Consider the following 26,333-nt stretch of genomic DNA (forward strand, 5'->3'; position numbering starts at 1 on the left):
TGCCTAGCGTAAGCGCGAATGCTCGCCTGCCAGGGCGATCAGGGACGTGGCACGCTCAATCTGTTCGGGTGCGCCGCGGGGCGGCCACAGCCCTGCCGCATAGTGCGTTGCTCGCAGGTCGAAACGCTGCTGTATGGATTCGAAGCCCCAGATGTGCGTGATACGTAGGGGTCCGTCCAGGGCGACCATGTTGGTCACCAGGTGATCGGTATAGGCTTTTGCCGGCTCCAGCGCTGCCTGCCAGGCGGCGACCGTAATTGGCAGGCCACCTGGTTTCAGCCAATAGGTGCGAAATTCGTAGAGGCCGCCATGGGCGCGCGGTTTGATGGCCGGAAGAAAGTCAAAGGCCTGGTAGCTCTCCTGTCGCACGGACCGGATCAGCCCCTTGTCCTTGAATGGCTGGGCACTCTGGTTGTAGCGCTAGCGTTCCGTCGCCAACTCGTCATAGCTGGCAAAGCTGCGCAAGATCAGGACCCCGCCGAGCTCGCCGACTGCGGAATGCCAATAACCCAGGACAGGTCCGGTGTCCGCGCCTGCCATCCAATTCACGGCCGCGGTCGAGATCCTCGGCAGCTCGAGTAGTGGGCCCGACAGCTTGGTCAGCTCATGGATCATGTTGACGTCTCCCTGCACGAATCAAGGTCGATAATCAGGCGTGCCTTCATGAGGCCAACCAGGAGCCGCCCAAAGACTGCACGAGCACCGAGAGAATCGCTGCAGCGATTCATAATGCCAGCACATCTTCAGACCCCGTGGCAGACCCGCACTACACTGTTCCCTGCCGCGCGGCTCGAGCGATCTGGCCGGCATCCGCCAGCTGCTCCACCTTCCAGCAGGTATCAATCAGTGCCGAGGTCTGCTTGGCTGGCAGGATGCCTTCGGCGAGGTCACGAAATTTGGCTTCGAGCTGCTCGTCGGTCATGGGCACCTCCACGCTGCCGATGGCGTGCTCGATATATTTATGCAGCTCGCGGCCATCCTTGAGCACGACGATCATGTCCACCTGCTGCGGCTTGATCTCAGGATCGACCGTGGCCATCACCTTGCCTCGCAAGGCAACCACTGCGGGATCCTGCACCGCTTGATCGCTGTATTGCCGCTCCCCCGCGGCGCCCTGGATCAGCGCGATGGCCACCGAGTGGTAGATGCTGAACTTGCCTTCCAGGCCCGTCGTGGGGGTCTGCTTGCCGGTCAGCTCCAGCACCAGGGGATGGACGCGCAGGCGCACCTCGGCGATCTGTTCGGGCTTGAGCTGATACTGGTTGCGCAGCTGGATGGCCGCATCCAGCGCCGGATGGATGACGATGCCACAGGCGAAGGGTTTATAGGTGTTGAGGGCTGCTTCGTAGCGAGTACCGAGGCCTTCGGTAATCTGCGCGAAGTCCTGCTTGGTGCTGATGGTGTGAGCCCAGCCGCGCTTGGCTTCGAGCATACCCTGGGAACTGGTGAAATCCTGCCCCGCCAGCAATGCGGCGAAGAGCCCGTTGCTGGCCGCCCGACCGGGATTGAAGCTCTTGTTCATGGAGCCGAAGGATTCCCGCAAGCCCACCGGCTGGGACGCGGCCAGGCCCAGCGCCCAGACCATCTGCTGCTCACTGAGCCCCAGCAGCTTGCCGGCCGCCGCCGCCGCGCCGAATACCCCCGCCGTGCCGGTGATATGCCAGCCCACATCATAATGATTGGGGTAGACGGCATTGCCGATGCGGCACTCGGTTTCCACACCCAGCACGAGGGCATTCAGAAAATCCGCTCCCGTCACCGGCCGGTATTCGGCCAGCGCGAGGATGGCGGATACCACCGGTCCTGCGGGATGGATGATGGTTTTCAGATGGGTGTCATCGTAGTCGAAGATATGACTCGCCACGCCGTTGAGAAAGGCGGCATTCATGATATCGAGTCGCTCGGTCCGGCCGAGCAGACTGGCCTGTTCAGGCCCGGAGAACGGCTGAAGCGCACGCAGCGCGCGAACGACCGTTTCATGATGCGAGCCGCCCACGGCGACACCCACCCAGTTGAGCAGAGTCCGTATCCCTTCCTTGCGCACCTTTGCCGGCAGGTCGTCGTAGCGAGCCTTGACCAGATAGGCCGCCAGGATACGTGTAGTGTCCTCGCCCTCCCTGGCTGCCGACGGGGATGCGACGGCTGGGGCGGCTGGGACGGCATTGGCTGCCAGGGAAAAGCGGGGCACGGCAGCGGCGGCCGAGGCGACGGCGCTGAGCTTGAGCAAGGTGCGACGATTGAAGGGAATCATGCAAGGCTCCGATGTTGTGGTTTTGGTGGGCGTTGCGCGCCTGCACAGCATGAGTCAGCAGCCCGCTAAACTTAACTGCATTTATCAAATGGACCCATGCATGAAAAACATGAATGTCGATATGGGCGATCTGCGTGCCTTTGTCGCGGTGGCGGATCTTGGCAGCTTCGCCGCTGCCGCACGGGAGCTACATCTGTCCCAACCTGCGCTGTCCCGCCGCATCATCAAGCTGGAGACCAGCGTTGGCGTCCGCCTGCTCAATCGCACCACGCGCCGTATCGAACTCAGCGCGCCTGGCCGAGCCTTTCTCGGGCGCGCTCGGCAGGTTCTCAACGACTTCGACGAGTCGCTGCTGGACGTAACGGATGCGGCGAACCGTCTGACCGGCGAGGTCACCCTGGCTTGCGTCCCCACGGCGGTCAATCAGCTCCTACCCCAGGTGCTCGAGCAGTATCAACAGCAGTATCCGCGCATTCTGGTGCGGCTGATGGACGAAGGCGCCAGTGATGTACTGACCCGAGTGACGCGTGGCGAGGCGGACTTCGGCATCAACTACCTGGGTGCCCAGGAAGGCAATCTGGTCTTCGAACCTCTGCATGAGGACGACTTCGTGCTGGTCTGCCGCAGCACTCATCCCTTGGCTGCGCGCGCTGCAGTGCGCTGGGCAGAGCTCGATGGTCACAGGTACATCTCAGTCAACAAGGCCAGTGGCAATCGCATGCTGCTGGATCTGGCCCTGGCCAAGATCCCCAACCTGCCCAAACCGGTTCTGGAAGCGCGACACGTTAGAACCGTGATCGACCTGGTGGCCGCCGGACTGGGCGTGGCCACGGTACCGCGCCTGGCCATTCCCAGCAGTGCGCTCGACACCTGTCTGGTTGCCGTGCCCCTGGTTGAACCCTCCATCACCCGTTCACTGGGTATCGTTACCCGGCACGGCCAGCTACTTAGCCCAGCTGCCCAGCGTTTGCGCGAGCTGCTCAAACAGCAGGTAGCTGCAATCTAGCGCCCCATCCCGTCGCGCAATGCAGAACGGTCGATCACGACGAATCGAGCCAGGAGGCTAATCCAGGGTCCAGTGCGGTCCACCCGATTTGGTTGGTCTTCTCGAAAAAGCTATTGCAACAACGTTTATTGGCCAAACTTCAGGAAAGTTCGGCGAATTGGCGGCCATTTGTAAATGCGGCAAAGAGCCACCATAAACTTCCAGATATTCGATCCGAAAGCCTGACTATTGACGTCACTATCCCGTCGTCGCTTGCAGCTAGCCGTGACCGCTAGTCCTTTTCCGAGGAGCTTTCAGATGTTCAAGAATTTCCGGATTGGCACCCGCCTCATCGTGTCCTTCATCGCCGTGGCGTCCATCAGCCTGGTGGTGGGATTGGCGGGCCTCAGCAACAGCAGCCAGATCAATGATTTGGCCACTCAGCTTTATCAGAACGAGCTGCTCGGCCTTTCCTACATCAAGGAGGCCAACATGAATCTGGTCTTCATCGGCCGCGCGCGCAGCAACTACCTGCTGGCAACCTCCGAAGAGGATCGCACTCGTGCCCAGGCGGAGGTCAAGCTGGGCCTCGCCAACGTGCGGGACAATCTCGCCAGGGCCCGCCCCCTGTTCAGCAGCGAGGCATCGGCCGCCAATTTCCGGCAGATCGACGAGCTGCTCGGCAGCTATACCTCTCAGCTGGACCAGGCCATGGCGATCGCCGGCAAGCGGACGCTGCGTGATGCCGATCCTGAGCTGGACAATCAGCTGGCCAGTGTCCGCCGTTTTGGCGACCAGGTGGGCGTGCTGATGACCGAGCTGTCCAAGCGCAAGGAGCAGAACGCCAGCGACGCCAACGACCTCACCGACCAGATCTATGCCCGCAGCCGGGTCATGCTGATCGGCATCATCGCGGTGGGCGTGGCCTTTGGCATCCTGCTCGGCTTCCTGATGAGTCGCAGCATCACCCGCCCCTTGCGCGCGGCCGTCGCGATCGCCGATCGCCTGGCGGCAGGCGACCTCACCCAGCGCATCGACGCCGAAGGCCGGGACGAGACCGCCGCGCTGCTGCGCGCCATGGACGGCATGAATCAGCGCCTGTCGCAGATCATCAGCGACGTCCGCAGCGCCTCCGATGGCCTGGCCAGCGCCTCAGAGGAGATCTCCGCCACCGCCCAGAGCATCAGCCAGGCGAGCACCGAACAGGCCGCCTCGGTCGAAGAAACCAGCGCCAGCGTCGAGCAGATGTCGGCGTCCATCGCCCAGAACACCGAGAACGCCAAGGTCACCGACGGCATGGCCGGCAAGGCCAACCGCGAGGCGAACGAAGGCGGCCAGGCCGTCAGGGACACCCTGGTGGCCATGAAGACCATCGCGGCCAAGATCAGCATCATCGACGACATCGCCTACCAGACCAACCTCCTGGCCCTCAACGCCGCCATCGAGGCGGCGCGCGCCGGCGAGCATGGCAAGGGCTTCGCCGTGGTGGCTTCCGAGGTGCGCAAGCTGGCGGAGCGCAGCCAGGTCGCCGCCCAGGAGATCAGCAACGTCGCCCAGGGCAGCGTGGCCCTGGCCGAGCGTGCCGGCGCGCTGCTGGACGAGATGGTGCCCTCCATCAGCAAGACCTCCGACCTGGTGCAGGAGATCACCGCCGCCTCGGAAGAGCAGACCTCCGGCGTCGAGCAGATCAACGGCGCCATGCTGCAGCTCAGTCAGGTCACCCAGCAGAACGCCTCGGCGTCCGAGGAACTGGCCGCCACTGCCGAAGAGATGAGCAGCCAGGCCGAGTTGCTCCAGCAGCTGATGGAGTTCTTCACCCTGAACAGCGCCCTGGGCGGGCAGGACCTGACGCGCCCCGCTCCCAAACGCTCGGGACCGGGGCTGGCCAAGCGCGCCGCTGCGCGGGTCGACAGCTCGCGGCATGCCACCCAAGGCGGCATACCCGTGGGCTATGCCCGTTTCGAAGAGCCGGCCTGAGATCGGGCCGGCAATACGTTGCCCTTTGACGAGGGCGTTCACCCCGGGTGGGCACCTTCGCTGCCAAGGCGGCCGGCGGACGCATTCAGGATCCCTGGCCGCGCTATCGGCCTGAAAGTCTCAGCTGCGTACGCCAAGAAAGGCTTTCAGCTGAAGCACGAGAGGTGTGACCTCTTCTTTCGTGGTGAAGCCGATCCGCGGCCAGTCATAGCGACTGTCGCGTTCGGTGGCGTGGCCACTGTCGACTTTCAACTGCCTGAAGAACTGGCGGGTTTCGACGATCCCTCGGCCCGCGCGTCTGGCGTGGGATTCGACCTCGAAGGCAATCTCGCCCAGATTGCCCTCGGCCAGCCCGGCGACCGGTCGATACAGGAAGATCTGGCCGCGCTCGGCCTTTACGCACCTGAAGCCATGCCCGCTTTCCAGCTCGTACAGCGATCCGTAGACCTCCGTCAGCAATCGCCTGGCCGTCTCGAATACATAGCTATCCATCTCCCCCGCCCCCGGTTTTCGGCACAGGCTCACCGCATCCCCTGCTTGAGCGCAGATGAATAGGAAACCCTAGCAGTCGCCCGGGAATTAACTCCCGCCGGAAACATCGCTTCACAGTTGTGTGACCTGGACAAAGAGGAACGGCCGTCGGTCCTGGCCCTGACTATGGGGTTTTCAGCATCTTCTGAGAAGGGAATAGGTTTTCGCCGGACGCGCCGATGCGCTGCGCGCTGATCCAGCATCCGGCACAGACCCTCAGTGAGTAGCGGCAGGTATTAATACGGAGCGGACGATCAGCCCGGCGGGCCAGCGAACAGGCCCGCGCCGGCGGCAAGGGCTAGAGCTGGCCCTTGAAACCCTTGCCCACCAGATAGACCTCGCGCGAGCGGGGACGCGAGGCTTCGGGCTTGCGGATCGACACCTTCTCGAAGGAGGTGCGTACGTCTTTCAGGAAGACATCGGAGCCTTCGCCCTGGAACACCTTGACCACGTAGTTGCCGCCGGGCTTGAGCACCTGGCGCACCATGTCGAGGGTCAGCTCCACCAGGTACATGGCGGCGGCCTGGTCGGCGGCCGCGACGCCGCTAATGTTGGGCGCGATGTCGGAGACGATCAGGTCGGGCTGGCGGCCCTCGAGCATGCCGAGGATCTTCTGGAAGACGGCATCGTCGGTGAAGTCGCCCTGGACGAAGTCGACGTTGTCGAGGGCCCCCATCGGCAGGATGTCGGTGGCCACCACGCGGCCCTTCTCGCCGACGATGCCGCCCGCCACCTGCGACCAGCCGCCCGGGGCCGAGCCCAGGTCCATGACCAGCATGCCGGGACGGATCAGCTTGTCCTTCTCGTTGAGCTCGATCAGCTTGTAGCTGGAGCGCGAGCGCAGGCCGTCTTTCTGAGCGCGTTTGACGTAGGGATCGTTGACGTGTTCATCCAGCCAGCGACGGCTGCTTTTGGATCTTTTCATGTTGGAACTACCACGGGAAAGCGGGTGAGAAGCGGCCGTTCGCCAGGTCTGGCCGGCCGCGAAGTGGCGGCGATTATAAGCCGATAACGCGGCTGGACGAATCGGCGATCGCCCGAGCGTCCGTCAGACCGCCCAAAGGAGCGCCCATCGTCCCGGCCTGACAGCGCCGGGGCCGCCGGGTACAATCGCCGCCCTACCCCTCCTCGTCCCTTCCTTTGCCGGAGTCACCGGCCAGGATTATTGCCATGATTCGCCTCAACGAACTGCAGCTGCCGCTTGACCACACCCCCGCCGAATTGCGCCAGGCCATCCTCCAGCGCCTGAAGCTGAGCGACGCCGACCTGCTCGATTTCACCGTGTTCAAGCGCAGCTACGATGCGCGCAAGAAGAACAGCGTCATCCTGTTCATCTACATCATCGACCTGGAGGTGCGCGACGAGGCGGCGGTGCTGGCGCGCCTGGCCAATGACCTGCACGTGCGCCCGGCACCGGACACCGGCTACTACCCGGTCGGCCAGGCCCCGGCGAATCTGGCCGAGCGCCCGCTGGTGGTGGGCTTCGGTCCCTGTGGCCTGTTCGCCGCCCTGCTGCTCGCCCAGATGGGCTTCAAGCCCATCGTGCTGGAGCGCGGCAAGGAGGTGCGCAGCCGCACCAAGGACACCTGGGCGCTGTGGCGCAAGAAGGTGCTGAGCCCCGAATCCAACGTGCAATTCGGCGAAGGCGGAGCGGGCCTGTTTTCCGATGGCAAGCTCTACAGCCAGATCAAGGATCCGAAGTTCTACGCCCGCAAGGTGATGCACGAATTCGTCCGCGCCGGCGCGCCGGAAGAGATCCTCTACGTCAGCAAGCCGCACATCGGCACCTTCCGCCTGACCGGCGTGGTGGCGGCCATGCGCGAGGAAATCATCGCCCTCGGCGGCGAAGTCCGCTTCGAAACCAAGGTGACCGATCTGCTGATCAACGACGGTCAGCTCGAAGGCGTGGTGCTGGCCAATGGCGAGACCCTGCACAGCCGCCACGTGGTGCTCGCCCTGGGCCACAGCTCGCGCGACACCTTCCGCATGCTGCATCGCCAGGGCGTGTACATCGAAGCCAAGCCCTTCGCCGTCGGCTTCCGCATCGAACACCCCCAGGGCATGATCGACCAGGCCCGCCTGGGCAAGTACGCCGGTCACCCGGAACTGGGCGCCGCCGACTACAAGCTGGTGCATCACGCCAAGAACGGCCGCGCCGTCTACAGCTTCTGCATGTGCCCGGGCGGCACCGTGGTGGCGGCCACCTCCGAGCCGGGCCGCGTGGTCACCAATGGCATGAGCCAGTACTCGCGCAACGAACGCAACGCCAATTCCGGCATCGTGGTGGGCATCAATCCCGAGCAGGACTTCCCCGGTGATCCGCTGGCCGGCGTAGAACTGCAGGAACGCCTGGAATCGCACGCCTACGAACTGGGCGGCAGCGACTATTCGGCGCCTGGCCAACTGGTCGGCGACTTCATTCGCGGCGTGCCCTCCACCGCCTTTGGTGAAGTCGAGCCCTCCTACAAGCCCGGCGTGCGCCTGGGCGATCTGGCGCCGTCGCTGCCCGCCTACGCCATCGAGGCCATCCGCGAAGCCCTGCCCGCCTTCGGCAGGCAGATCCGCGGCTTCGACCGCCATGACGCCATCCTGACCGGGATCGAGACCCGCACCTCCTCGCCGGTGCGCATTACCCGCGACAACGACAGCCTGCAGAGTCTGAATCTGCGCGGCCTGTATCCGGCCGGGGAAGGCGCTGGCTACGCAGGCGGTATCCTGTCCGCCGGCGTGGACGGCATCAAGGTGGCCGAAGCCCTGGCCAAGGCGATGCTCGCGGAAGGCGACGCGCAGGCCGCACCGCTGGTTCGGGCCGCTGGCTGATGAAGCTCGACGACATCAGGAAGCTCCACCAGAAGAAGTACCGCGCCGAATTCGGTCACTTCCTGGTGGAGGGCGAGCACCTGGCGCTGGAACTGCAAAAGGCCGCGCAGGGGAATCCCCAGCTGCAGCGCGCCGAACTCTATGTGACGGGCGCCTACGAACACTGGCAGAGTCCGTTCCGGACGCACCCGATCAGCGATCGGCAGATGGCGCAGCTTGCCGATACCAAGACCCCGCAAGGCATCCTGGCCGTGGTGCCAATGCCCCGGGAGCCCGTGGCAGCAGCGGTCGAGGGCGAGCGCGCCGTCTATCTGCACGAGATCCAGGACCCGGGCAATCTGGGCACCATCCTGCGCACCCTGGCCTGGTTCGGAGGTTTTCGCTGCCTGCTCAGCCCGGGCAGCGTCGACCCCTACAATCCCAAGGTGGTCCGCGCCAGCATGGGCGCCATCTTCCACACCCCGCTGGAGCTGGACGTCGACCTCGACGGCCTACAGGAGCGCTTCCCCCGCCTCGCCTGCCTCGACATGCAGGGCATGCCGGTGCAGTCCGCCGCTTTCGCAGCCTTCGACTGCTACCTGTTCGGCAACGAAGCCCGCGGCGTTCCCCGTGAGCACCTCGCGGCCCTGAACGCCCAGCCCTTCACCATCGCCGGCTCGGGCGCCATCGAGTCCCTGAATCTAGCGGCCACGGTGAACATGTGCGCCTATGAGTTGAGTCGGTAGCGATCAGCCACGAGTACCGGGCGCATTGGCGCCTGGACGGCAGAGGACGAGCCGCCAGTCCCCTCGCTGAGGTGAACGCGGCCGGATGGCCATCCCGTCGGCAGTACCGACCTCTCGACTCGGCGCCACCTGGTGCACGCGGCAACAGGCCTCCGCTCAGACCGATGTCCCGACTACCAGGAAACCGGCCTTCAGACAGGCACTTTCCGGGTAGCCGCCCAGGACTGGTCTTGCGCCCTCCAGCCAGGCACAATCGAATAGTCATACGATGACAGACAAGACCGTGTGATCTGTGGCTCTCGCCACCTGGCATTTCCGACAACGACAACAAAAGGATCCGAGCATGAAAAAGTTGAAACTAGCGGTAGGCTTCCTCTGCCTGTTCAGTGGCTATGTTGCAGCAGCAACGAGTGATGAAAAGGACGTCGCCTCCGCCGTCGACCAGCTGACCCAGGCCATGTGGCACAAGGATATTGCGCAGCTCAAGGCGCTGACCGCGGACAACCTGACCTATGGACATTCGAGCGGCAACATCCAGGACAAGCAGGCGTTCATCGCCGACATCGAGACGGGCAAAAGCGCATTCAACGAACTGAAGATGCTCAACCAGAAGATCACCCTATCCGGGGACGTCGCGCTGGTGCGCAACCACTTTTCAGCTCAGGCCGTAAACAGTGGCAAGGTAGTGCCGACCGAGATCGAGAACTTTCAGATCTGGCAGAAACAGAAAGGCCATTGGCTGTTGATCGGTCGCCAGGCATTTCGCTTCTGATCGACCCAGGCGTCAGTCGTTGTAGCGCCAACGTTGACTGAACGTCGCCAGGCCTCGGCGGCGTTCCTGCCACATCACGAGCCGCGCGAATGCCAGCTGGATCGGCTCGACCTCGCACCTTGCGCCCTGCTCCCCGGCAAGCCAGTAAGGTGCGGCGGTGAGGCCCGGGAACGCGCCTGTCTGGCTCCGCCTGACATAGGGTGATCGACTGGATGGCTTGACGTCGCCCTTTTCTGCACCGCCAGGCGTCGACGGCGGCTGGTACCGCCGACTACCCGCCTGGAGGCCATCTGCGGACCCGGTAATCTGAACAGGCCCGCACACACCCGGTCCGTATTGGTATGACTACCGGGAGAATCGACCATGACGACAGCCAGCAATCTCTTGTGGGGCGCCTTGGCCATTGGTGTGGTGACAGGCATACGCAGCATGCTGGCGCCGACCCTGGTCAGCGCGGCGCTGGCGGGGCGTGAGGATATCGCGAGCGCTGACGACCCCGCACCTACCCTCGCGTCGTCTCGAGTACGGCAGTACGGGATACCCCTGGCTGCGGCGGAGCTCCTGGGCGACAAACTGCCCTTCGCGCCGGACCGCACCATTGCGCCCTCGATGCTGGTCCGTGCCCTGTCCGGTGGCATCAGTGCCGCGGCACTCGCCGGTGCGCAGCGGCAACCGCGACTGCTGCCTGCACTGATCGGGGCAACCGCTGCCTGTGTCGCCGCCAAGGTAGCGATCGATCTGCGCAAGGGCTACGCCCGCAACGCCTGGCTCAATGCCGGCCTCGGCCTGGCCGAAGACTGCCTGGCTTTCTCGCTGGCCAGGGCCGGGTTGCGTCGAGCACTGCGGGATAGCTAGGCGAGGACCAAAGCATCGCGCACAAGCCACGGGACGCAACAGGGTGCTTGGAGCCGGGCGGTAGCCGCCGCAGGCCTGTCGGAGTTCGCGCCGTTCGAGAGCATCAGCGAAGAGCACTTCGACCGGACCTTCGCGCTCAACGTGCGCGCTCTGCTCTTCGCCACCCAGGCAGCGACGGCGAGCATGCCCAATGGCGGCGCCATCGTATTTATCGACTCCATCGCCGCGGCGATCGGCACCCACGGCTATGGCGTCTATGGCGCAAGCAAGGCCGCAGTGCGCTGCTTGGTGCACCTGGGCCAATGAATTGGCACCCCGCAACATCCGCATCAACGTCGTTGCGCCGCGACCTCGGCGGAAGTATGGGAGCAGCTGAACAGGCTGATCCCGCTCGGCCGTATGGCAGGTGTCGACGGTGGCAAGGCGCAGGTCTGAAAGGCATTGCCCCTGCATCCCAGGCGAAGGATCGATGCGTTGCTCCTGCACATCCGGGTAGAGGGTAGGTGCTCGGAAACAGGCATGGCATCAGGAGGGAGATCTGAGCCGCTTCATTGGCTTCCTGACCGCTCGTCTAGACAGGACCAAGCCAGCGGATCAATTATTGCGATATTCAAACTAACGGATCATAGTGGCCTTATGACATCCGCCTGATCGAAGCCCGACGCCCTATGCACCCTGATCCCCAGAGCCACGCCCGCGAGACGCTACTTAGCCTGCATCGCCAGCTACAGGAAAACGCCAAGCGGCTGGGCACGGTGGACTGCGACGATCCGGACGTCCGCGCTGTCCTGCAGGCCGTGCAGGATCTCAATGAGCGGGTTGCCGACATGGTGGCCGAGACGGCCCTGCTGGCGCCCCTGCCGCTGGACCCGGGCGCAGGAAGCAGCGCTCACGACGCCACCGATCAGCGCTGATCCGCCGGACCTTTCTGCCTCAGCGCGCCGCCGCCCTGCCCGGTGTTCGGGATACCAGGCGGTGCGGCGCACGGCAATCGACAGAGAGCGTCGGCAGACCAGGACGGCTGGCTGCGGAAACCGGGCCAGCACGCAGACGCCTAGCGGCCGGCGTCCTTACCCGGCAGGCGCTGGAAGGCACGGGCCCATTCGAGCAGGGAATTTTCCTCGTCGGTACGATCGTCCACCCCACACTCTTCCAGCACGGTCACCACGCGATTCATGAAGTCTCGATCAACGCGAGCCTGCTCCATGATCCGGTCCAGATTCAGCTGACCGAGTTGCTGGAGGGTGGTCTGAAATTCCTTGTCTTCCATGCCCATGACATCTGTCCCTGTAAGCACGGCTGCCGATCGCCGGCTGGCCTAGTGCTATCATCTTTCGCGCGGGCGTTATTCACATAACGGTTATCGCATGAAGTGTCGATAATGATGACTGAGCGGCAGTTGGCAGCACTCCGAGCTCGTCGACTCAGGGCTTCCGGTCGGCCCGCTCCTGGCGGCACTGGCGCTCAACCGAGCACCAGCGGCAGCACCAGAGCGGTAACGATCCCGAGCAGGATCATGCCCAGCGCCGAGAACGCCGCCGTCTCCTGGCTTTCCCGCAAGGCATGGGCGGTGCCTATGGCATGGCCGTTCATGCCGAGGGTCAGACCGCGGGCCGCGGGATCCTCGACCTTGAAGACCTTGAGCAGTGGCAGGGCCAGCGTGGTGCTGATGACGCCGGTCAGCATCACGATCACCGCGGTCAGCGGCGCGACGCCACCGAAATGATCCGCCAGGGGCAAGGCGATCGGCATGGTCACCGACTTCGGCAGCAGACTCATCAGCAGTGTCTCCGGCAGGCCGAACAGCCAGCCCAGGGCCAGGGTCAGGGAAACACCTACCACGCCGCCAACCGTGAGGGTTATCAGCAGCGGCGTGCAGAGTGCCGTCACGCGCTGGACGTTCTTGTAGAGCGGAACGGCCAGGCCCACGGTGGTGGGTCCGAGCAGCATCGAGAGCAGGCCGCTGGCGCTTCGATACCTGTCGTAGGGAATCCCGCCGATCAAGAGCACGGTCGCGACGATGGCGGTGGTGATCAGCACCGGTTGCAGCATGACCAGGCGCAGGCGCTGTTGCAGCACGAGCGCCAGCTGATAGGCCGCGAGCGTCAGGGACAGGGCCAGCAGGGAAGCGAGGGCCGGGTCAGACATGGTCTTTGCTTCTACCGATCAGGTACTGCAGCAGCCAGCCACACAGGGGCACGGTGACCAGCAGGGACAGGGCGATGACCAGCACCAGGCGCAACCACACCGAGGTGTCGAGGCCGCTGAAATCGACGATGCCAACCGCCGGCACCACGAGCATCAGGGGCAGATAACCAAGCAGATTGCCCGCCATCTTCTCCACCCCTTCGGGCACCCTGCGCAGCAGGATCAGCAGGGCGAAAAGCACGATGATCCCTATGACACTGGCCGGAATACCGCCGATGAAGTTCGTCATATAGGTGCCAAGCAGGTAGCAACCCACCAGTGTCAGGAAACCCGTTACGTTCATAACCACCCCGAATGCCTTGTTATTCCAAACAGCCCGCACTATCCGACCGCGCAGCCATACCAGGCCCGCGCCAACGGACCGGTCCGTTGGCTGTCGCCCCTTCCGCAAGAGCGGTGATCACTGCCGGTCAGGCTGTCTGACGTTCCCCTGCTACGCGCGGCCTCACTATAGGCGCATCTGAAAATGGCTGGGCAAATCCATGCCGAGCTCAGCGAAAGATACCCGCCCTGTTCGGCTCACTGCTGGGTTGGCGTCGCGATCCGCTTCGCCCTCCCCCCGACCTCGCAATCGACTCGCCGGCTATCCCGCCACGCTCCCTGAGCGAGACCTGTCGAGACGCCAGCCGGCCCGGGAAGACAGCCAAGGCTGATGCAGCCGCTAGCGCCTCACGCCGGTACCGCGCGCATGCCCTCGAAGATCAGGCGCGTGGTGTTGCGCACGGTGGCCGCGTGGCCTTCGCGATCCATCTCGTCACTGGCCGTCAGGCGCAGCAATTGCAGATGCGAGTAGTCGTTGAGCAGGAAGGCCGCCAGCTCCACGTCCAGATCGGCGCGCAGCTTGCCGGCGGTCTGCAGCTCGCGCAGCACCTTGGCGATCTCGTCCTGCAGGCCGCGGTTCATCTGCCGGTAGGCCTGGGGCAGCCCGCTGTCGCCCCCCACCAGCACCAGCGGCAGCAATTCGCGCCAGAGGGCGGCGGGCAGGACGTCCAGCGCGTAGCTGACGAGCAGGTGTTCAAGGTGGCAGAGCGCATCGACGGGATCCGCGACGTCGCGGAGGTGCCGGCGCACGTCGATCAGCGCCCGGCGATCGGACTCCTTGATCATCTCCAGGATGATCTCGTGCTTGCTGCCGAAATACTTGAACACCGTGGGCGCCGAGACGCCGGCCTCGCGGGCGATCTGCTCGACAGTGGTCTCGCGAAAGCCCTGACGCTGGAACAGCATGACCGCCGCGGCCGAGATGGCGGTGCGGCGTAATTCCTTCTGACGTTCGCGTAGGCCGCTCACCGTCGCTCCTGATTCCCTTGGGGTGCGATGGAGAATAGCTGGCGGGACTTGGGTATGAAAAATATTTTATTGACTAAAGAAATTAACAGGGTTAATTATTTTCCCGTACCTGCTCTACGCAGGGCCACTGCCAGGATGAGTCTGATGAACCAGAGCCTCGACCGCTCCCTGGTTTCCCGGAATCGGGGAGTCAGCGAGATGTACGACCAACAAGAACAAGAGCCCGTACTGATGCAGGGTTTTCCGGCCGAGCCGGACCAGCGCGTGACCTGGGCCAACTGGATGTCACCGCCGTTCAATCGCTGGGGCTTTCGCAACTTGGCGCGCCTGCGCCCCACCATCGAGGTGGCTGCCGGGCCGCGACCGGACAGGGTGCTGGCCCATGCGCCCGTGGCCCTCGAAGCGCTGAGATTCCACAGCAGCTGCGGCCGCAGCGTCAGCGCCCTCGACCATCTGCAGGCCAGCAAGACCGACGGCTTTCTGGTGCTGCACCAGGGTCGCGTGGTGTACGAGCGCTACTTCAACGGCCAGGTCGCCACCGATCGCCACATCATGTTCTCGGTCACCAAGTCGCTGATCGGGGTGCTCGGCGAGCAACTCATCCACGACGGCGTACTCGATGCCCAGGCGCCGACCCAGCATCATGTGCCGGAACTGGCCGGCAGCGCCTTCGGCGACGCCAGTGTCCGCCAGTTGCTCGACATGGCCGTGGGCGTCCACTACACCGAGCTCTACGACGATCCCACCTCGGCAAGCTCGCAATATGGCTATGCCTGTGGCTTCAAACCGGCCCTGCCCGACTACGCCCAGTACGAATCCCTGTACCAGTACCTGCCGTCATTGCGCAAAAGGTGCGAGCACGGCGGCCTCTTCCATTACGTGACCGCCACCACCGAGGTCCTGGCCTGGGTGATGGAGCGCGCCAGCGGCCTGGGCTGCGCCGAACAGCTGCAGCGGATCTGGCAGCAACTCGGCTGCGAGCGCGACGCCTACTTCATGGCCGATCCCTGGGGTCGCAGCGTCGCCGGTGCCGGCTTCAACGCCACCTTGCGCGACATGGGCCGCTTCGGCCTGATGCTGGCCAACGGCGGTCGGGTCGACGGGCAGCAGGTCATCGATCAGGCGGTAGTCGAGGCCATCGCGGCGGGCGGGGATCCGGCCCTCTATGGCGTGCACCAGGACTTCGCCGACTGGACCCCGGGCGCCTCCTACCGTAGCCAGTGGTATGTCTTCAACGACGAAAGTCCGGCCATCATGGCCAGCGGTATCCACGGCCAGTACCTGTTCGTCGACCGCGCCGCCGAGGTGGTGATCGTCAAGCAATCCTCGCTACCCGAAGCGGTCACCGAACTGGACATCGATACCGTACGGCTGCTGCGCGCCATCGCCGCCCGACTGCGCGGCTGATCCATCCCTAACGAGATCGACGAGCGCCGGCCCGCCAGCGCTCCCACCTGCTGCGCCAGGTATTCGGTGGTCGCCTTGGCCACCCTTCACTGCCCTGCAATACAAGAAAAATAGTCAGGAGCTCTCTATGTGCACAACCAAGCGCCTTCCCGGCGTGCTGCTGGCGCTCGGCCTGCCGCTGGCCAGCCAGCCGGCCCTGGCGGGCTATCCATTCGAAAACGAACACCTCAAAGGCGAGTTCAACCTGACGGCGGGCGCCGGTTCCATCACCACCCGGGGCGTCAATTTCGGCGCCGGTCGCGTGGATGCCCGCAGCGGCAGGAACGACGGCAGCCGCATTGCCTGGCAGGAGTTCTACGTCAAACCTGGCGTCACCCTCGACTATTCGCTCAGCGACAGGCTCCACCTGCTCGCCGGCGGCTCGGTGGTCGGCGCTGCCACCCTTGGCGACGGCGATGCCGGTGGCTTCACCCGCAGCTCCGACGGCCGCTTCGCCCCGGAAGAAGGCTACGCCGGGGTACAGGCGGGCGACTGGAAATTCACCGCCGGCCGCCAGAACTTCATCGTCGGCACCGGCTTCATCGTCATGGACGGCAATCTCGATCTGTTCGGCGATGGCGCCTACTGGCTCGGTCCGCGCACCGCCTTCCGCGACTCGGCGATCCTGGCGTGGGGGCATGGCCCGGCCCAGGCACAGGCCTTCACCCTGCGCACCGACGATCACTATGGCGATTTCCGCCTGAGCGGCGCCAACCTGGATTACGACCTCGACGGCCAGGTGACCCTCGGCGCCCTGGCCATGACGGTCGATACCCTGGCCAGCAACAACAGCGCCGCGGCACGCCGCGACGGCATGCGGGTGTACAACCTGCGAGCCCTGCGCGGTCACCTGCCGGGCCTGCCGAATCTCACCTTGAATGGCGAATACGCGGTACAACGTGGTGGTGACGGCGCCCTCAGCTACGACGCCAGGGCCTGGTACGCCCAGGCCGACTACCAGTTCCAGGACCTGCCCCTCACGCCCACCCTCGGCTATCGCTACGCCGTCTTCTCCGGCGACGACAACCCGACCGACAACCGCCAGAAGGCCTGGGACCCGCTGAGCAAGGGTTTCACCGACTGGAGTACCTGGCTGATCGGCGACGTGGTGGGCAACTACCTGCTGTTCAACAGCAACGAGCGCGTCCAGCAGTTCTCGCTGAAGAACCGGCTCAGCGACACCCTCACCCTGGGCGTCATCCACTACCAGTTCTGGCTCGACCAGGCCAACTTCCGCGGCGCCGCGGTCAGCGATCGGCGCTTCGCCGACGAGACCGCGGTGTACCTCGACTGGACGCCCAACCGGCAGTTCTACGGCTCGCTCTCGTACAACTGGGTGCAGGCCAGGTCGGCCGCCCGCCAGGCGTTCGGCGACAACGATCGCTTCAGCGCCCTCGAGCTGTATTTCACCTATCGCTACTGACCACCAGTCACCACAGCCCCCGTGGGGCACAGGAGAGCGTGATGAATACCAAGACACCAACCGGGATCGCCGTGCCAACGCTGGAATGGGTGCTGAGCCTGCAGGTGCTCATCGATCCGGCCGATGGCCTGGGCGCCTGCACCGATGGCCAGCGCAGCAACTATCGAATCACCGGCGGGCATTTCGAGGGCGTGAACGTACGCGGCGAAGTGATCGCCGGCGGCGCGGACTTCTATCTGCTGCGCAGCGACGGGGTGGGCGAGCTGGACGCGCGCTACAGCCTGCGCAGCGACCAGGGCGAGTGGATCAACATCCACAACACCGGCCTCATCACCCTCAGCGACAGGGGACAGGCGCAGGTCGCCCAGGGCCTCTGGCCGATCGCCGAGGAGGACTATCACTGCAGTTGCACACCGCGCTTCCAGGTGGCGAGCGGCAGACTCGACTGGCTGACCCGCAGCGTGATGATCGGCAAGGTGGGCTATCCCGCCGCCGACCAGGTGGCCATCCACTGCTATCGCCTCACCTGACCGGCCACCCCTCTTACAGCCAGGCTTTCTACTGAAGCGGCAGGCCACGTGGTGGCCGAGCCGGCAGGTAAACGACCATGACCATCGCCAAGCAAACCCTGGTGCGCACCGCGTGCATCGCCATCGCCGCCGCCTCGATTCTCGTCATCGGCGTGCAGCCGATCTTCATCGGACTGCTGACCGAACGCCTCGACCTGACCCTGGCGCAGCAGAGCTGGACCCTGTCCGTCGAGATGTGCGGCTCCATCGTCGGGACGCTGCTGTACCTGCCGATGATCCGCTTCCTGGGGCCGCGCACCCTGGCCCTCAGCACGGCCCTGCTGCTGCTGTTCGCCAACGCCGCGACCGCCAGCGTCACCGCCCTCGATCCGCTACTGGCCTTGCGCGGCCTCTCGGGAATCTGCTCGGGGGTGCTCTACTCCTATGCCATCTACTGGCTGGGCAGCATGCCGGGCCAGGACAGGTCCTTCGGCATCCTGCTGTTCGTGCAGACCGCCCTGTTCGCCAGCAGCGCGGTGCTCATGCCGATGATCGCCGAGTGGCAGGGTTTCGCGGGGGCGATCTACTACCTGGCCGCCTGGTTCGCCCTGGTCTGTCTGCTGAGTCTCTGCCTGCCGGCCAGGCAGAGCCCGGAAGAGCGACAGGTCTCCCCCGCACCGCTGCGGTCCGGGCTGACGGTGATCGGCGTCTGCTCGCTGCTCGGCATGCTGTTCCTGCAGCTGTCGATCTACTCGCTGTGGGGCTTCGTCGAAGGCATCGCCCGCGACGCCGGGGTGGCACCGGTGGACATCGGCTGGGCGATCAGCATCGGCCTGCTCGGCGGCTTGCCCGGTGCGGCCCTGCCCAGCGTGGCCGGGCGCCATCTGGGCCGCGTGCCGATGATCCTCACCGGCTCCCTGGCCGTGCTCGGCGCCATCTATCTGCTGGCCACGCGCATCCACACGGCGGCGGATCTCATGCTCGCGGTGTTCCTGATGAACTTCGGCTGGAACCTGGCGTTGTCCTACTACATGTCCTCGGTCGTGACCCATGATCCGAGCGGGCGCCTGACCAAGCTGGTCGGCGTGGTGCAGGTCGCCTCGGCCGCCGCGGCGCCGACCCTGCTGAGTCTGCTCATCGAAGGCAACGACCGGCGCAGTCTCTTCGTGCTGTCGGCGGGCGCCATCCTGATCGGCTGCGTCCTGGTGCTCGTCATGCTGTCCTGGGGACGCCGCCAGGTGCCGGGCAAGGCGCTGGACTGCTCTGTGTGAGCGGTGCGCGCACGCAGGGGCCGCGCGAATATCACGGCCGGCCGTGCGGCCAGGCGACAACCTCCATGACCGATTTGTCATCACCCGGTCAGCCTGGCGTCCCCCCTGTCCTCCTAAAGTGGCCCGGTCAGCGACTCGCTACCCACCCCTTCAAGAGGACTCTCCATGAAAGCGCTCCTGCTCGGTCTTTTCGGTCTGCTCGCCACCGGCTCCGCCCTGGCCGCTCCCGACCATCCCGCCCTGATCCATGACCAGCCCGGTTTCTTCGTCCCGCTCGACGTCGCCAAGGTCGTCAGCCAGACCGACCTGGACGCCCAGTGCGGGATCGTGCCGGCCCGCCTCGACTATCTGGATCACGCCGGCCTAGAGCATGAGCTGGACTATCTGGTGTCTGGCAATGGCTGCTACAACCAGAATTGAGGCGTTATTCGACCCGGTACCGAAGCGCGGCGGCCACCGTCGCGCTAGCCGAGAGGCCTTCTGCATCGTCCTCTTCTGCCCCCGGAACCCAAGGATATCGGGCGGGTAGAGAACGCAACGGATCGGCGGGCGGACCGCTAGAAGAACCGATAGGCCTTGGCCAGTGCCCGCTCCAGCACGGCGATGCAGGCGTGGTCGTCCGCATAGGACAGGAACTGGCGCTGAACATCGGCCTGGGCCTCGGCCAGCCGCGTCTTGCGCTCGGCCAGCTCATCTTCCAGCACCAAGGTGCTCATACCGCCCAGATCACAGCAGGGGGTGGGGCCATTCATAGAAAACTCCGGACAGAAGTGCAGACTGCGTCATCAGACAAGTTTTTGAGATTTGGTTCACAATTCTTAGCGGATCTCATTGTTGCTGAAAGGTGAGTTTCGACCTGAGGTTGTCCAGCCCCCGAGCTAGAGCGTCTGCCCCGAGACTTCCGCACCCTGCACCCGCTATCAGCGAGGCAAAAGCTATACAATTCGGCGCCCTAATCGAGCTGTGAAGATACATGCGCCTTTTGCTTTCGCTCCTCCTGGCCACACTGGTGGCCTCCTCCGCGCTCGCCGCAGCGCCCGATACCTTTGTCGAGGCCAAGGTAATCGCCAGACAAAAAGTCTATTTCGATCAGAACACCAGCGCCCAGGGCGACCTCTATTGCGGCTGCAAGTGGGAGTGGGTCGGCAAGTCCGGGGGACGGCTCGATGCCGCCTCCTGCGGCTTCCAGGCGCGCAAGCAGGAAACCCGCGGCGAACGCACCGAGTGGGAGCACATCGTGCCGGCCTGGACCTTCGGTCATCAGCGCCAGTGCTGGCAGAACGGCGGACGGGAACACTGCGTGGCGGATGACCCGGTGTTCCGCGCCATGGAGGCCGACCTCTTCAACCTCTACCCCGCCGTGGGCGAGGTGAATGGTGACCGGGCCAATTTCAACTACGGCATGGCCCAGGGCGTGCAGCCGCAATACGGCCGGTGCACGACCAAGGTCGACTTCCAGGAACGCGCCGCCGAACCGCGCGACGAGGTCAAGGGCCTGGTCGCCCGGGTCACCTTCTATATGTTCGATCGCTACGGCCTGAACATGTCGCGCCAGCAGCAACAACTGCTGATGGCCTGGGACAAGCAGCAACCGGTCACCGCCTGGGAGCGCGAACGGGACAGCCGCATCGCCGCGGTGATGGGCCATGGCAACCCCTTCGTGTCCGGCGAGCGGCACTGGACGCTGGGCTACCAGCCGGTTGGCGACGGCATCGTCAGCCCCCTGCCGGCAGCCAAGCCAGCACCGTCAGCACCCTCAGCACCGGCCAAGACCGATAGCCCCGCCGCGGCCGGCCAGGGCGCGATCATCGGCAACCGCAACAGTCACGTCTATCACCTGCCGCAAGGCTGCCCGAGCTACGCTCAGGTGTCACCGAAGAACCAGGTCAAGTTCGCCTCCCAAGCCGAGGCGAAGGCGGCAGGCTTCACCAAGGCGGGCAACTGCGCGCCCTGATCGCCAGCCCTGGGCGCTGACCGGCAGCACCCAGGGGTCCTGAGCCGCTTCGGCAGCTACTGCCCCTTGGACAGCTCCACCAGCATCCGCGTGAGCAGATAGATGCGCGGCGTCACGCTGTCCAGTTCCACGTATTCCTCGGGCGTGTGCAGCTTGCCGCCGACGATGCCGAAGCCGTCCAGGGTGGGCACGCCGGCACCGGCGGCGATGCTGGCATCCGCGGCGCCACCGCTGCCTTCGACGGTCAGCGTACGGCCCAGCTCGCCATAGATGCCCTGGGCCATGGCCAGCAGCCGATCGCTCGCCGCGGTCTGCGGCATCGGCGGCAGGCCACGCTCCAGCCGCGTGGTCACTTCGGTGTCGGGGATCTGCTTGTTGGCAGAGATCCGCGCCAGGTCCTTTTCCACCCGGTCGAATTCCTCGGGCAACGCGGCGCGGACGTCGGCCTTGGCGACGGCGTGATCGGGGATCACGTTGATGCGCTCGCCCGCCTCGATCACGGTGAAGTTGACCGAGGTCTTCTTCTCCGCATCGCCCAGGTTGCCCAGCTGCAGCACCTGGTGCGCGACCTCGGTGGCGGCGTTACGCCCCAGCTCCGGAGACACGCCGGCATGGGACGCCTTGCCCTTGACCTCCACCACGGCGGTGGCGCTGCCCTTGCGCCACACCACCAGGCCATCAGCCGGCCGACCCGGCTCCAGATTCAGCGTCACATCATGCTGCTTGGCGGTACTGGCGATCAGCTCGGTGGCGGCCTGGGAGCCGGTTTCCTCGCTGGCGTCCAGCAACAGGGTGATCTGCCCATAGTCCTTGAAGTCGAGCTTCTTGAGGATCTCCAGCGCCGCCAGGGCGACCACGATACCGCCCTTGTCGTCGGACACGCCCGGACCATAGGCGCGTTTTTCATCGGTGCGATAAGGCCGGGCCTTGGCCGTGCCCTCCTTGAACACCGTGTCCATGTGCGCCAGCAGGAGAATCTTCGCCTTGCCGCTGCCCTTGAGCGTGGCGAGCAGGTGCCGGCTCTGGTCCGGTGCGGTGTTGGGCACCTCTTGCACCGTGGCGCCGAGTTTCTGCAATTCCGCGCTGACGAGCTTGCCCACTTCGGTCAGGCCGGGCGCGTAGCCGGACCCCGAGTCGATGTTCACCAGTTGCTCCAGCAACGTGAGCGTCGGCGCCTTGGCCTGTTCCGCGGCGGTCTGGATGCGCGCGTCGAGCGCGGCGCTGGCGGGCAGGGCGATACAGCAGGTGAGAACGGCAGCGAGGGTGGTGCGCAAGAACGGAGCGGACATCGGACTTTCCTTGTTGGCCTTGTTGGATTAGTCAGACAACTGTAGTCGCAACAAGGACATAGGGGAAACCGGAGCTTTTTCCCGGCCGTCCCGGGTAGACGATCCAGCCGTTGTCGCGGAAGGACCTGGCCGCTCCCGGGCTTCGTCAGCTACCTGGTGGCCCCGCGGGCCAGCGGGATGCGCCTTCTATCCGCCGCCGCAAAGCCCAGCTGCCAGACGGCATGCCCAGCGCCCCGGCGCGGCCCTGAGCCGAAGGCCCCGTGCCTCATTTTCAGGCACGGACTGCCGCGCGGGCCCAAGGCGTCTGGCGCCGACCTTTCCCTGGCGTTCCCGCTCGGCAGCCCCGTCCGCAACCCTGCCAAGGCGGCTTCCGCGGCAATTCTCCGCACGATTTTGGAGCAAAAAATCCAATAAAATTTATCATTGAATAAAATAATTCACTGCCTTACTCTCGATTCGACGTTGTAAGGAAAAGCCACTGACAGCACCGGAAAATAGGGAGTGAAGATGAAAGCGAAGATAGCGTTGGGCTTGCTCATTACCGCCGCAGTAGCCCTGCCCGCCTGGTCAGCCGACTGGACGGTGGGGGCCAACGTCGGCAACGTGCCCTGGGAGTTTCAGGACGCCAAGGGCGACTTCGTCGGCTTCGAAGTCGATGTGGTGAAGGAAGTGGCGAAGCGGGCCGGCAAGAGCGTGGATTTCGTCAACATCCCCTTCAACGGGCTGTTCAGCGCGGTGCAGTCGAAACGCGTCGACATCGCGATCTCGTCCATCACCATCACCCCCAAGCGCCTGGAATCGGTCGCCTTCGCCCAACCCTACTTCGACAGCGACCAGTCGCTTACCGCCCTGACCAAATCCAAGGTGAAGAGCCTCGAGGACATGAAGGGCAAGGTCGTCGGTGTCGATACCGGCTCCACCGGCGACATGTGGATCGGCCAGCACCAGAACGAGTACAGGTTCGCCGACGTCTCGCGCTACGAGGGGCTGTCACCGGCCATGCTGGACCTGGGCTCCGGGCGCATCGATGGCTACCTGAGCGATATCCCCGCCGTCCTCTACTACATCAAGGACAAGCCGCAATTCACCATCGTCGCCCGCATTCCCACGGGTGAACGCTATTCGCTGATGCACGCCAAGGGCTGGCCCATGAGCGATCAGGTCAACGACATCATCAGCAAGATGAAGGAAGACGGCACCCTGGGCGCCATCCACAAACAGTGGTTCGGTACCGAGGCCGCCAAGGAGTCGAGCACCCTGAAGGTCTCCGCCGCGCCCAAGTAAGCCCTGCCGCTGCTGCAGGCCCGGGGCGAGGTTCGTTCGCCCTGGGCCGTGACCGAGGTATCCCATGGATCTTCTGCAAACCTTCTTCAACTGGAACGTGCTGGTCGAATCGCTGCCCCTGATGATCCGGGGCCTGGGCGTGACCGTTCTGCTGGGCCTCGTGAGTATCGTCCTGGGTCTGGTCGGCGGGCTGTTGCTGGCCCTGCTGCGTCTGTATTCCTACGCGCCGGTGCGGCTGCTGGCGCGGATCTACATCGACATCATGAGGTCCATCCCGCTGCTGGTCCTGCTGGTCCTGATCTATTACGCGCTGCCCTTCGTCGGGATCCGCCTGTCTTCCTTCGCGGCAGCGGCCAGCGCGCTTTCCCTCGTGTCCTGCGCCTACAGCGCCGAGATCTTTCGCTCGGGCATCGAAGCCATTCCCCGCGGTCAGTTCGAGGCGTCGGCCGCCCAGGGCATGAGCTTCTTCAACACCATGCGCGACGTCGTGTTGCCCCAGGCGATCCGCATCGTGCTGCCGCCCATGACCAGCAACTGCATCAACGTCATGAAGGACACCGCCCTCGCCTCGGTGGTGGCGATGCCCGACCTGCTCAAGCAGGCGACCCAGGCCCAGGCCCTGGCGGCCAACCCGACCCCGCTGGTGGGCGCCGCCCTGCTCTATCTGCTGCTGCTGTTGCCCATGGTGCAACTGGTCAGCTGGGTCGAAAGACGCAATGGCGCGGGAGGCAAGACCGCATGAGCACCCTGATCGACATCGAACACCTCGACAAGTACTACGGCAATTTCCAGGCGCTGAGCGACATCAACCTGCAGGTCGAGGAAGGCGAGGTGGTGGTCATCCTCGGCCCGTCCGGCTCCGGCAAGTCAACGCTGATCCGCTGCATCAACCTGCTGGAAAACTATCAGCAGGGCCATATCCGCGTGGCGGGCGAACGGGTCGAGAACGGACCCCGCCTCGCCGGTATCCGCAGCGAAGTGGGCATGGTCTTCCAGAGCTTCAACCTCTATCCGCACCTGAGCGTCCTCGACAACGTGTCGCTGGCGCCGATCCGGGTACGCGGCCTGCACCGGCGCGAGGTCCATGCCCGCGCGCGGGATCTGCTGGTCAAGGTCGGCATGGGCGATCACGCCCACAAGTACCCGAGCCAGTTGTCCGGTGGCCAGCAGCAACGGGTCGCCATCGCCCGCACCATGGCCATGGAGCCGCGCGCCATCCTCTTCGACGAGCCCACCTCGGCGCTGGACCCGGAGATGGTCGGCGAGGTGCTCGACGTCATGCAGAACCTGGCCCGCTCCGGCGTCACCATGGTCGTGGTGACCCATGAGATGGGCTTCGCCCGGCGCGTCGCCGATCGGGTGATCTTCATGGAAAGCGGTCGCATCGTCGAACAGAACACCCCGGAACCCTTCTTTACCGCCCCTCAGGAACCCCGCACCCGGGCCTTCCTGCAGGCCATCCTGCACCACTGATCCTGGCTGGAGAGAGTCGCGTGAATTCCCTCGATATCGCATACGTTCGCAAGCAGTTTCCCGGTCTGGCCGACGACTACGTCTTCATGGACAACGCCGGCGGTTCCCTGGTGTTGCAAGGGGTCGCCGAGCGGGTGGCCGACTATCTGCTCAACAGCAGCGTCCAGCTGGGCGCCTCCTACCCGCCCTCGGTCGCGGCCGGCGAACGGGTGATGCAGGCGCGCCGTTCGGTCATGCAGCTGATCAACGCGGCCCATCCCGACGAAGTCATCATGGGCGGCTCGACCACCCACCTGCTGCAGATACTCTGCCGCGCCATCGCACCCTCGATCGCGCCCGGTGATGAAATCATCGTCACCAACTGCGACCACGAAGCCAACATCGGCCCCTGGGTCCGGCTCTGCGAAGACCGCGGCGCCACCCTGCGCGTCTGGCAGGTCGATCCCGACAGCCTCGAACTGGAACTGGACGACCTGCAGGCGCTGCTCGGCGACAAGACCCGCTATGTGGCCGTGACCCACGCCTCCAACATCCTCGGCTCGATCAATCCCGTCGCCGAGATCGCGCGCCGCGTCCATGCGGTGGGCGCGCAGCTGTGCGTGGACGCGGTGGCCTATGCGCCGCACCGGCTGGTCGATGTGCAGGCCAGCGGCGCCGACTTCTATGTCTACAGCTTCTACAAGACCTTCGGCCCGCACTTCGCCGTGCTCTGGGGCCGTCGCGACCTGCTGCTGGAATTTCCCAGCCTCAACCACTTCTTCATCGGCCAGGACGTGGTGCCCTACAAACTGCAGCCCGGCAACGTCAACTACGAGCTGTCCTTCGGCTGCATCGGCATCTCCGATTATCTGCTCGACATCGGCGACCGACTGGGCGTCCAGGGTAGCGAGCGCGAGCGGATGCAGGCAGCATTCGACGCCTTCGAGATCCAGGAAGATGCCCTGGCCGAGCGACTGCTGGGCTTTCTGCGCCAGCGCCCCGGGGTTCGGGTCATCGGCAAGACCGGCGTCCAGGCGCGTGTACCCACCATCAGCTTTGTGGTGGAAGGGGTGCGCTCGGAAGCCGTGGTGCTCAAGGTCGACGAGCAGCGCATCGGCATCCGCTTCGGCGACTTCTATGCGCGGCGCCTGATCGAGGCCCTTGGCCTGGCGCCCCTGGGTGGGGTGGTGCGGGTGTCCCTGGCGCACTACAACACGCTCGAAGAGATCGATCGCCTCATCACCGCGCTGGATCAGGCAATCACCGAATTGCGCTGACCGGCGCCTCTCCC

General features: G+C 64.8%; 28 protein-coding genes and 1 pseudogene. 18 read left to right on the forward strand and 11 right to left on the reverse strand.

Annotation, left to right across the window (positions count from 1 at the left end):
- Window positions 1-3 precede the first annotated feature (3 nt).
- The 3 genes from BGI51_RS23645 to BGI51_RS20715 all read right to left on the reverse strand — a co-directional run bounded on the left by BGI51_RS23645 (window position 4) and on the right by BGI51_RS20715 (window position 2,251).
- Window positions 4-369 carry an NIPSNAP family protein gene (locus BGI51_RS23645; RefSeq protein ID WP_252977145.1) on the reverse strand — a complete coding sequence of 122 codons (366 nt, stop codon included), beginning with the start codon at window positions 367-369 and terminating at the stop codon, window positions 4-6.
- Between the two features lie 51 nt (window positions 370-420).
- Complete coding sequence (locus tag BGI51_RS23650) at window positions 421-615, reverse strand: hypothetical protein (protein WP_252977146.1); 195 nt, start codon at window positions 613-615, stop codon at window positions 421-423.
- Window positions 616-766: 151 nt separating this feature from the next.
- Window positions 767-2,251, reverse strand: coding sequence for an MmgE/PrpD family protein (locus BGI51_RS20715; RefSeq protein ID WP_187979571.1), 1,485 nt, complete (start codon window positions 2,249-2,251; stop codon window positions 767-769).
- A gap of 109 nt (window positions 2,252-2,360) precedes the next feature.
- Between BGI51_RS20715 and BGI51_RS20720 the strand changes: the two genes are divergently transcribed.
- Together BGI51_RS20720 and BGI51_RS20725 are read left to right on the forward strand one after the other, a co-directional pair.
- Window positions 2,361-3,257 (forward strand): LysR family transcriptional regulator, encoded by an 897-nt coding sequence (locus BGI51_RS20720; protein WP_187981373.1) that lies wholly within the window; start codon window positions 2,361-2,363, stop codon window positions 3,255-3,257.
- Window positions 3,258-3,554: 297 nt separating this feature from the next.
- A complete protein-coding gene (locus BGI51_RS20725) occupies window positions 3,555-5,213 on the forward strand; it encodes a methyl-accepting chemotaxis protein (RefSeq protein ID WP_187979572.1) in 1,659 nt (552 codons plus the stop codon).
- Window positions 5,214-5,333: 120 nt separating this feature from the next.
- On the opposite strand, the gene BGI51_RS20730 is transcribed toward BGI51_RS20725, so the two are convergent.
- On the reverse strand, window positions 5,334-5,705 hold the full coding sequence (locus BGI51_RS20730) for a hypothetical protein (protein WP_187979573.1): 372 nt from the start codon (window positions 5,703-5,705) through the stop codon (window positions 5,334-5,336).
- A 337-nt stretch (window positions 5,706-6,042) separates the two neighbouring features.
- Window positions 6,043-6,669, reverse strand: a complete 627-nt coding sequence (rlmE, locus tag BGI51_RS20735; RefSeq protein ID WP_187979574.1) for a 23S rRNA (uridine(2552)-2'-O)-methyltransferase RlmE — start codon at window positions 6,667-6,669, stop codon at window positions 6,043-6,045.
- A gap of 245 nt (window positions 6,670-6,914) precedes the next feature.
- Between rlmE and BGI51_RS20740 the strand changes: the two genes are divergently transcribed.
- The 6 genes and pseudogenes from BGI51_RS20740 (at window position 6,915) to BGI51_RS20765 (ending at window position 11,830) form a co-directional block, all read left to right on the forward strand.
- On the forward strand, window positions 6,915-8,564 hold the full coding sequence (locus BGI51_RS20740) for an NAD(P)/FAD-dependent oxidoreductase (protein WP_187979575.1): 1,650 nt from the start codon (window positions 6,915-6,917) through the stop codon (window positions 8,562-8,564).
- Complete coding sequence (locus BGI51_RS20745) at window positions 8,564-9,289, forward strand: TrmH family RNA methyltransferase (RefSeq protein WP_187979576.1); 726 nt, start codon at window positions 8,564-8,566, stop codon at window positions 9,287-9,289. The genes BGI51_RS20740 and BGI51_RS20745 overlap by 1 nt, the downstream gene beginning before the upstream one ends.
- A 343-nt stretch (window positions 9,290-9,632) precedes the next feature.
- On the forward strand, window positions 9,633-10,061 hold the full coding sequence (locus BGI51_RS20750; RefSeq protein ID WP_187979577.1) for a nuclear transport factor 2 family protein: 429 nt from the start codon (window positions 9,633-9,635) through the stop codon (window positions 10,059-10,061).
- Window positions 10,062-10,424: 363 nt separating this feature from the next.
- Window positions 10,425-10,916 (forward strand): DUF4126 domain-containing protein, encoded by a 492-nt coding sequence (locus BGI51_RS20755; protein WP_187979578.1) that lies wholly within the window; start codon window positions 10,425-10,427, stop codon window positions 10,914-10,916.
- A gap of 69 nt (window positions 10,917-10,985) precedes the next feature.
- A pseudogene (locus BGI51_RS23655) lies at window positions 10,986-11,222 on the forward strand (SDR family NAD(P)-dependent oxidoreductase); the annotation flags it as partial.
- 362 nt (window positions 11,223-11,584) lie between these two features.
- Window positions 11,585-11,830, forward strand: coding sequence for a hypothetical protein (locus BGI51_RS20765; protein WP_187979579.1), 246 nt, complete (start codon window positions 11,585-11,587; stop codon window positions 11,828-11,830).
- A 140-nt stretch (window positions 11,831-11,970) separates the two neighbouring features.
- On the opposite strand, the gene BGI51_RS20770 is transcribed toward BGI51_RS20765, so the two are convergent.
- From BGI51_RS20770 to BGI51_RS20785, 4 genes are all read right to left on the reverse strand, one after another.
- Window positions 11,971-12,192: a hypothetical protein gene (locus BGI51_RS20770; protein WP_133860976.1), complete on the reverse strand. Its 222-nt coding sequence runs from the start codon at window positions 12,190-12,192 to the stop codon at window positions 11,971-11,973.
- Window positions 12,193-12,380: 188 nt separating this feature from the next.
- Window positions 12,381-13,064 (reverse strand): LrgB family protein, encoded by a 684-nt coding sequence (locus BGI51_RS20775; RefSeq protein ID WP_187979580.1) that lies wholly within the window; start codon window positions 13,062-13,064, stop codon window positions 12,381-12,383.
- On the reverse strand, window positions 13,057-13,407 hold the full coding sequence (locus BGI51_RS20780; RefSeq protein WP_187979581.1) for a CidA/LrgA family protein: 351 nt from the start codon (window positions 13,405-13,407) through the stop codon (window positions 13,057-13,059). The genes BGI51_RS20775 and BGI51_RS20780 overlap by 8 nt, the downstream gene beginning before the upstream one ends.
- A 386-nt stretch (window positions 13,408-13,793) precedes the next feature.
- Window positions 13,794-14,414, reverse strand: a complete 621-nt coding sequence (locus BGI51_RS20785) for a TetR/AcrR family transcriptional regulator (protein ID WP_187979582.1) — start codon at window positions 14,412-14,414, stop codon at window positions 13,794-13,796.
- A 144-nt stretch (window positions 14,415-14,558) separates the two neighbouring features.
- Between BGI51_RS20785 and BGI51_RS20790 the strand changes: the two genes are divergently transcribed.
- The 5 genes from BGI51_RS20790 to BGI51_RS20810 all read left to right on the forward strand — a co-directional run bounded on the left by BGI51_RS20790 (window position 14,559) and on the right by BGI51_RS20810 (window position 19,483).
- Window positions 14,559-15,821 (forward strand): serine hydrolase domain-containing protein, encoded by a 1,263-nt coding sequence (locus BGI51_RS20790; protein ID WP_187979583.1) that lies wholly within the window; start codon window positions 14,559-14,561, stop codon window positions 15,819-15,821.
- A 127-nt stretch (window positions 15,822-15,948) separates the two neighbouring features.
- Window positions 15,949-17,283 (forward strand): alginate export family protein, encoded by a 1,335-nt coding sequence (locus BGI51_RS20795; RefSeq protein WP_187979584.1) that lies wholly within the window; start codon window positions 15,949-15,951, stop codon window positions 17,281-17,283.
- A gap of 41 nt (window positions 17,284-17,324) precedes the next feature.
- Entirely contained in the window at window positions 17,325-17,813 is a 489-nt protein-coding gene (locus BGI51_RS20800; RefSeq protein WP_187979585.1) for a DUF3237 domain-containing protein, read from the forward strand.
- Window positions 17,814-17,890: 77 nt separating this feature from the next.
- Entirely contained in the window at window positions 17,891-19,063 is a 1,173-nt protein-coding gene (locus BGI51_RS20805; RefSeq protein ID WP_187979586.1) for an MFS transporter, read from the forward strand.
- A gap of 165 nt (window positions 19,064-19,228) precedes the next feature.
- Window positions 19,229-19,483 carry a DUF2790 domain-containing protein gene (locus BGI51_RS20810; RefSeq protein WP_187979587.1) on the forward strand — a complete coding sequence of 85 codons (255 nt, stop codon included), beginning with the start codon at window positions 19,229-19,231 and terminating at the stop codon, window positions 19,481-19,483.
- A 137-nt stretch (window positions 19,484-19,620) separates the two neighbouring features.
- Here the strand turns inward: BGI51_RS20810 and BGI51_RS20815 are convergent, their stop codons facing one another.
- Window positions 19,621-19,815: a hypothetical protein gene (locus tag BGI51_RS20815; RefSeq protein ID WP_187979588.1), complete on the reverse strand. Its 195-nt coding sequence runs from the start codon at window positions 19,813-19,815 to the stop codon at window positions 19,621-19,623.
- A 230-nt stretch (window positions 19,816-20,045) separates the two neighbouring features.
- Here BGI51_RS20815 and BGI51_RS20820 point away from each other — a divergent pair, with 230 nt between their 5' ends.
- Window positions 20,046-21,017 (forward strand): endonuclease, encoded by a 972-nt coding sequence (locus BGI51_RS20820; protein ID WP_252977314.1) that lies wholly within the window; start codon window positions 20,046-20,048, stop codon window positions 21,015-21,017.
- A 56-nt stretch (window positions 21,018-21,073) separates the two neighbouring features.
- On the opposite strand, the gene BGI51_RS20825 is transcribed toward BGI51_RS20820, so the two are convergent.
- Window positions 21,074-22,306: a glutamate carboxypeptidase gene (locus tag BGI51_RS20825; protein WP_187979590.1), complete on the reverse strand. Its 1,233-nt coding sequence runs from the start codon at window positions 22,304-22,306 to the stop codon at window positions 21,074-21,076.
- A 507-nt stretch (window positions 22,307-22,813) separates the two neighbouring features.
- Here BGI51_RS20825 and BGI51_RS20830 point away from each other — a divergent pair.
- From BGI51_RS20830 to BGI51_RS20845, 4 genes are all read left to right on the forward strand, one after another.
- Window positions 22,814-23,590, forward strand: a complete 777-nt coding sequence (locus BGI51_RS20830; protein WP_187979591.1) for a transporter substrate-binding domain-containing protein — start codon at window positions 22,814-22,816, stop codon at window positions 23,588-23,590.
- Window positions 23,591-23,654: 64 nt separating this feature from the next.
- Window positions 23,655-24,332, forward strand: a complete 678-nt coding sequence (locus BGI51_RS20835) for an amino acid ABC transporter permease (protein ID WP_133860989.1) — start codon at window positions 23,655-23,657, stop codon at window positions 24,330-24,332.
- Window positions 24,329-25,063, forward strand: a complete 735-nt coding sequence (locus BGI51_RS20840; protein WP_133860990.1) for an amino acid ABC transporter ATP-binding protein — start codon at window positions 24,329-24,331, stop codon at window positions 25,061-25,063. Before BGI51_RS20835 ends, BGI51_RS20840 begins: the two co-directional genes overlap by 4 nt.
- 20 nt (window positions 25,064-25,083) lie before the next feature.
- Entirely contained in the window at window positions 25,084-26,319 is a 1,236-nt protein-coding gene (locus tag BGI51_RS20845; protein WP_187979592.1) for a cysteine desulfurase-like protein, read from the forward strand.
- Window positions 26,320-26,333 lie beyond the last annotated feature (14 nt).

The organism is Pseudomonas oryzihabitans, assembly GCF_014522265.1.
Classification (GTDB): Bacteria; Pseudomonadota; Gammaproteobacteria; order Pseudomonadales; family Pseudomonadaceae; genus Chryseomonas; species Chryseomonas aestiva.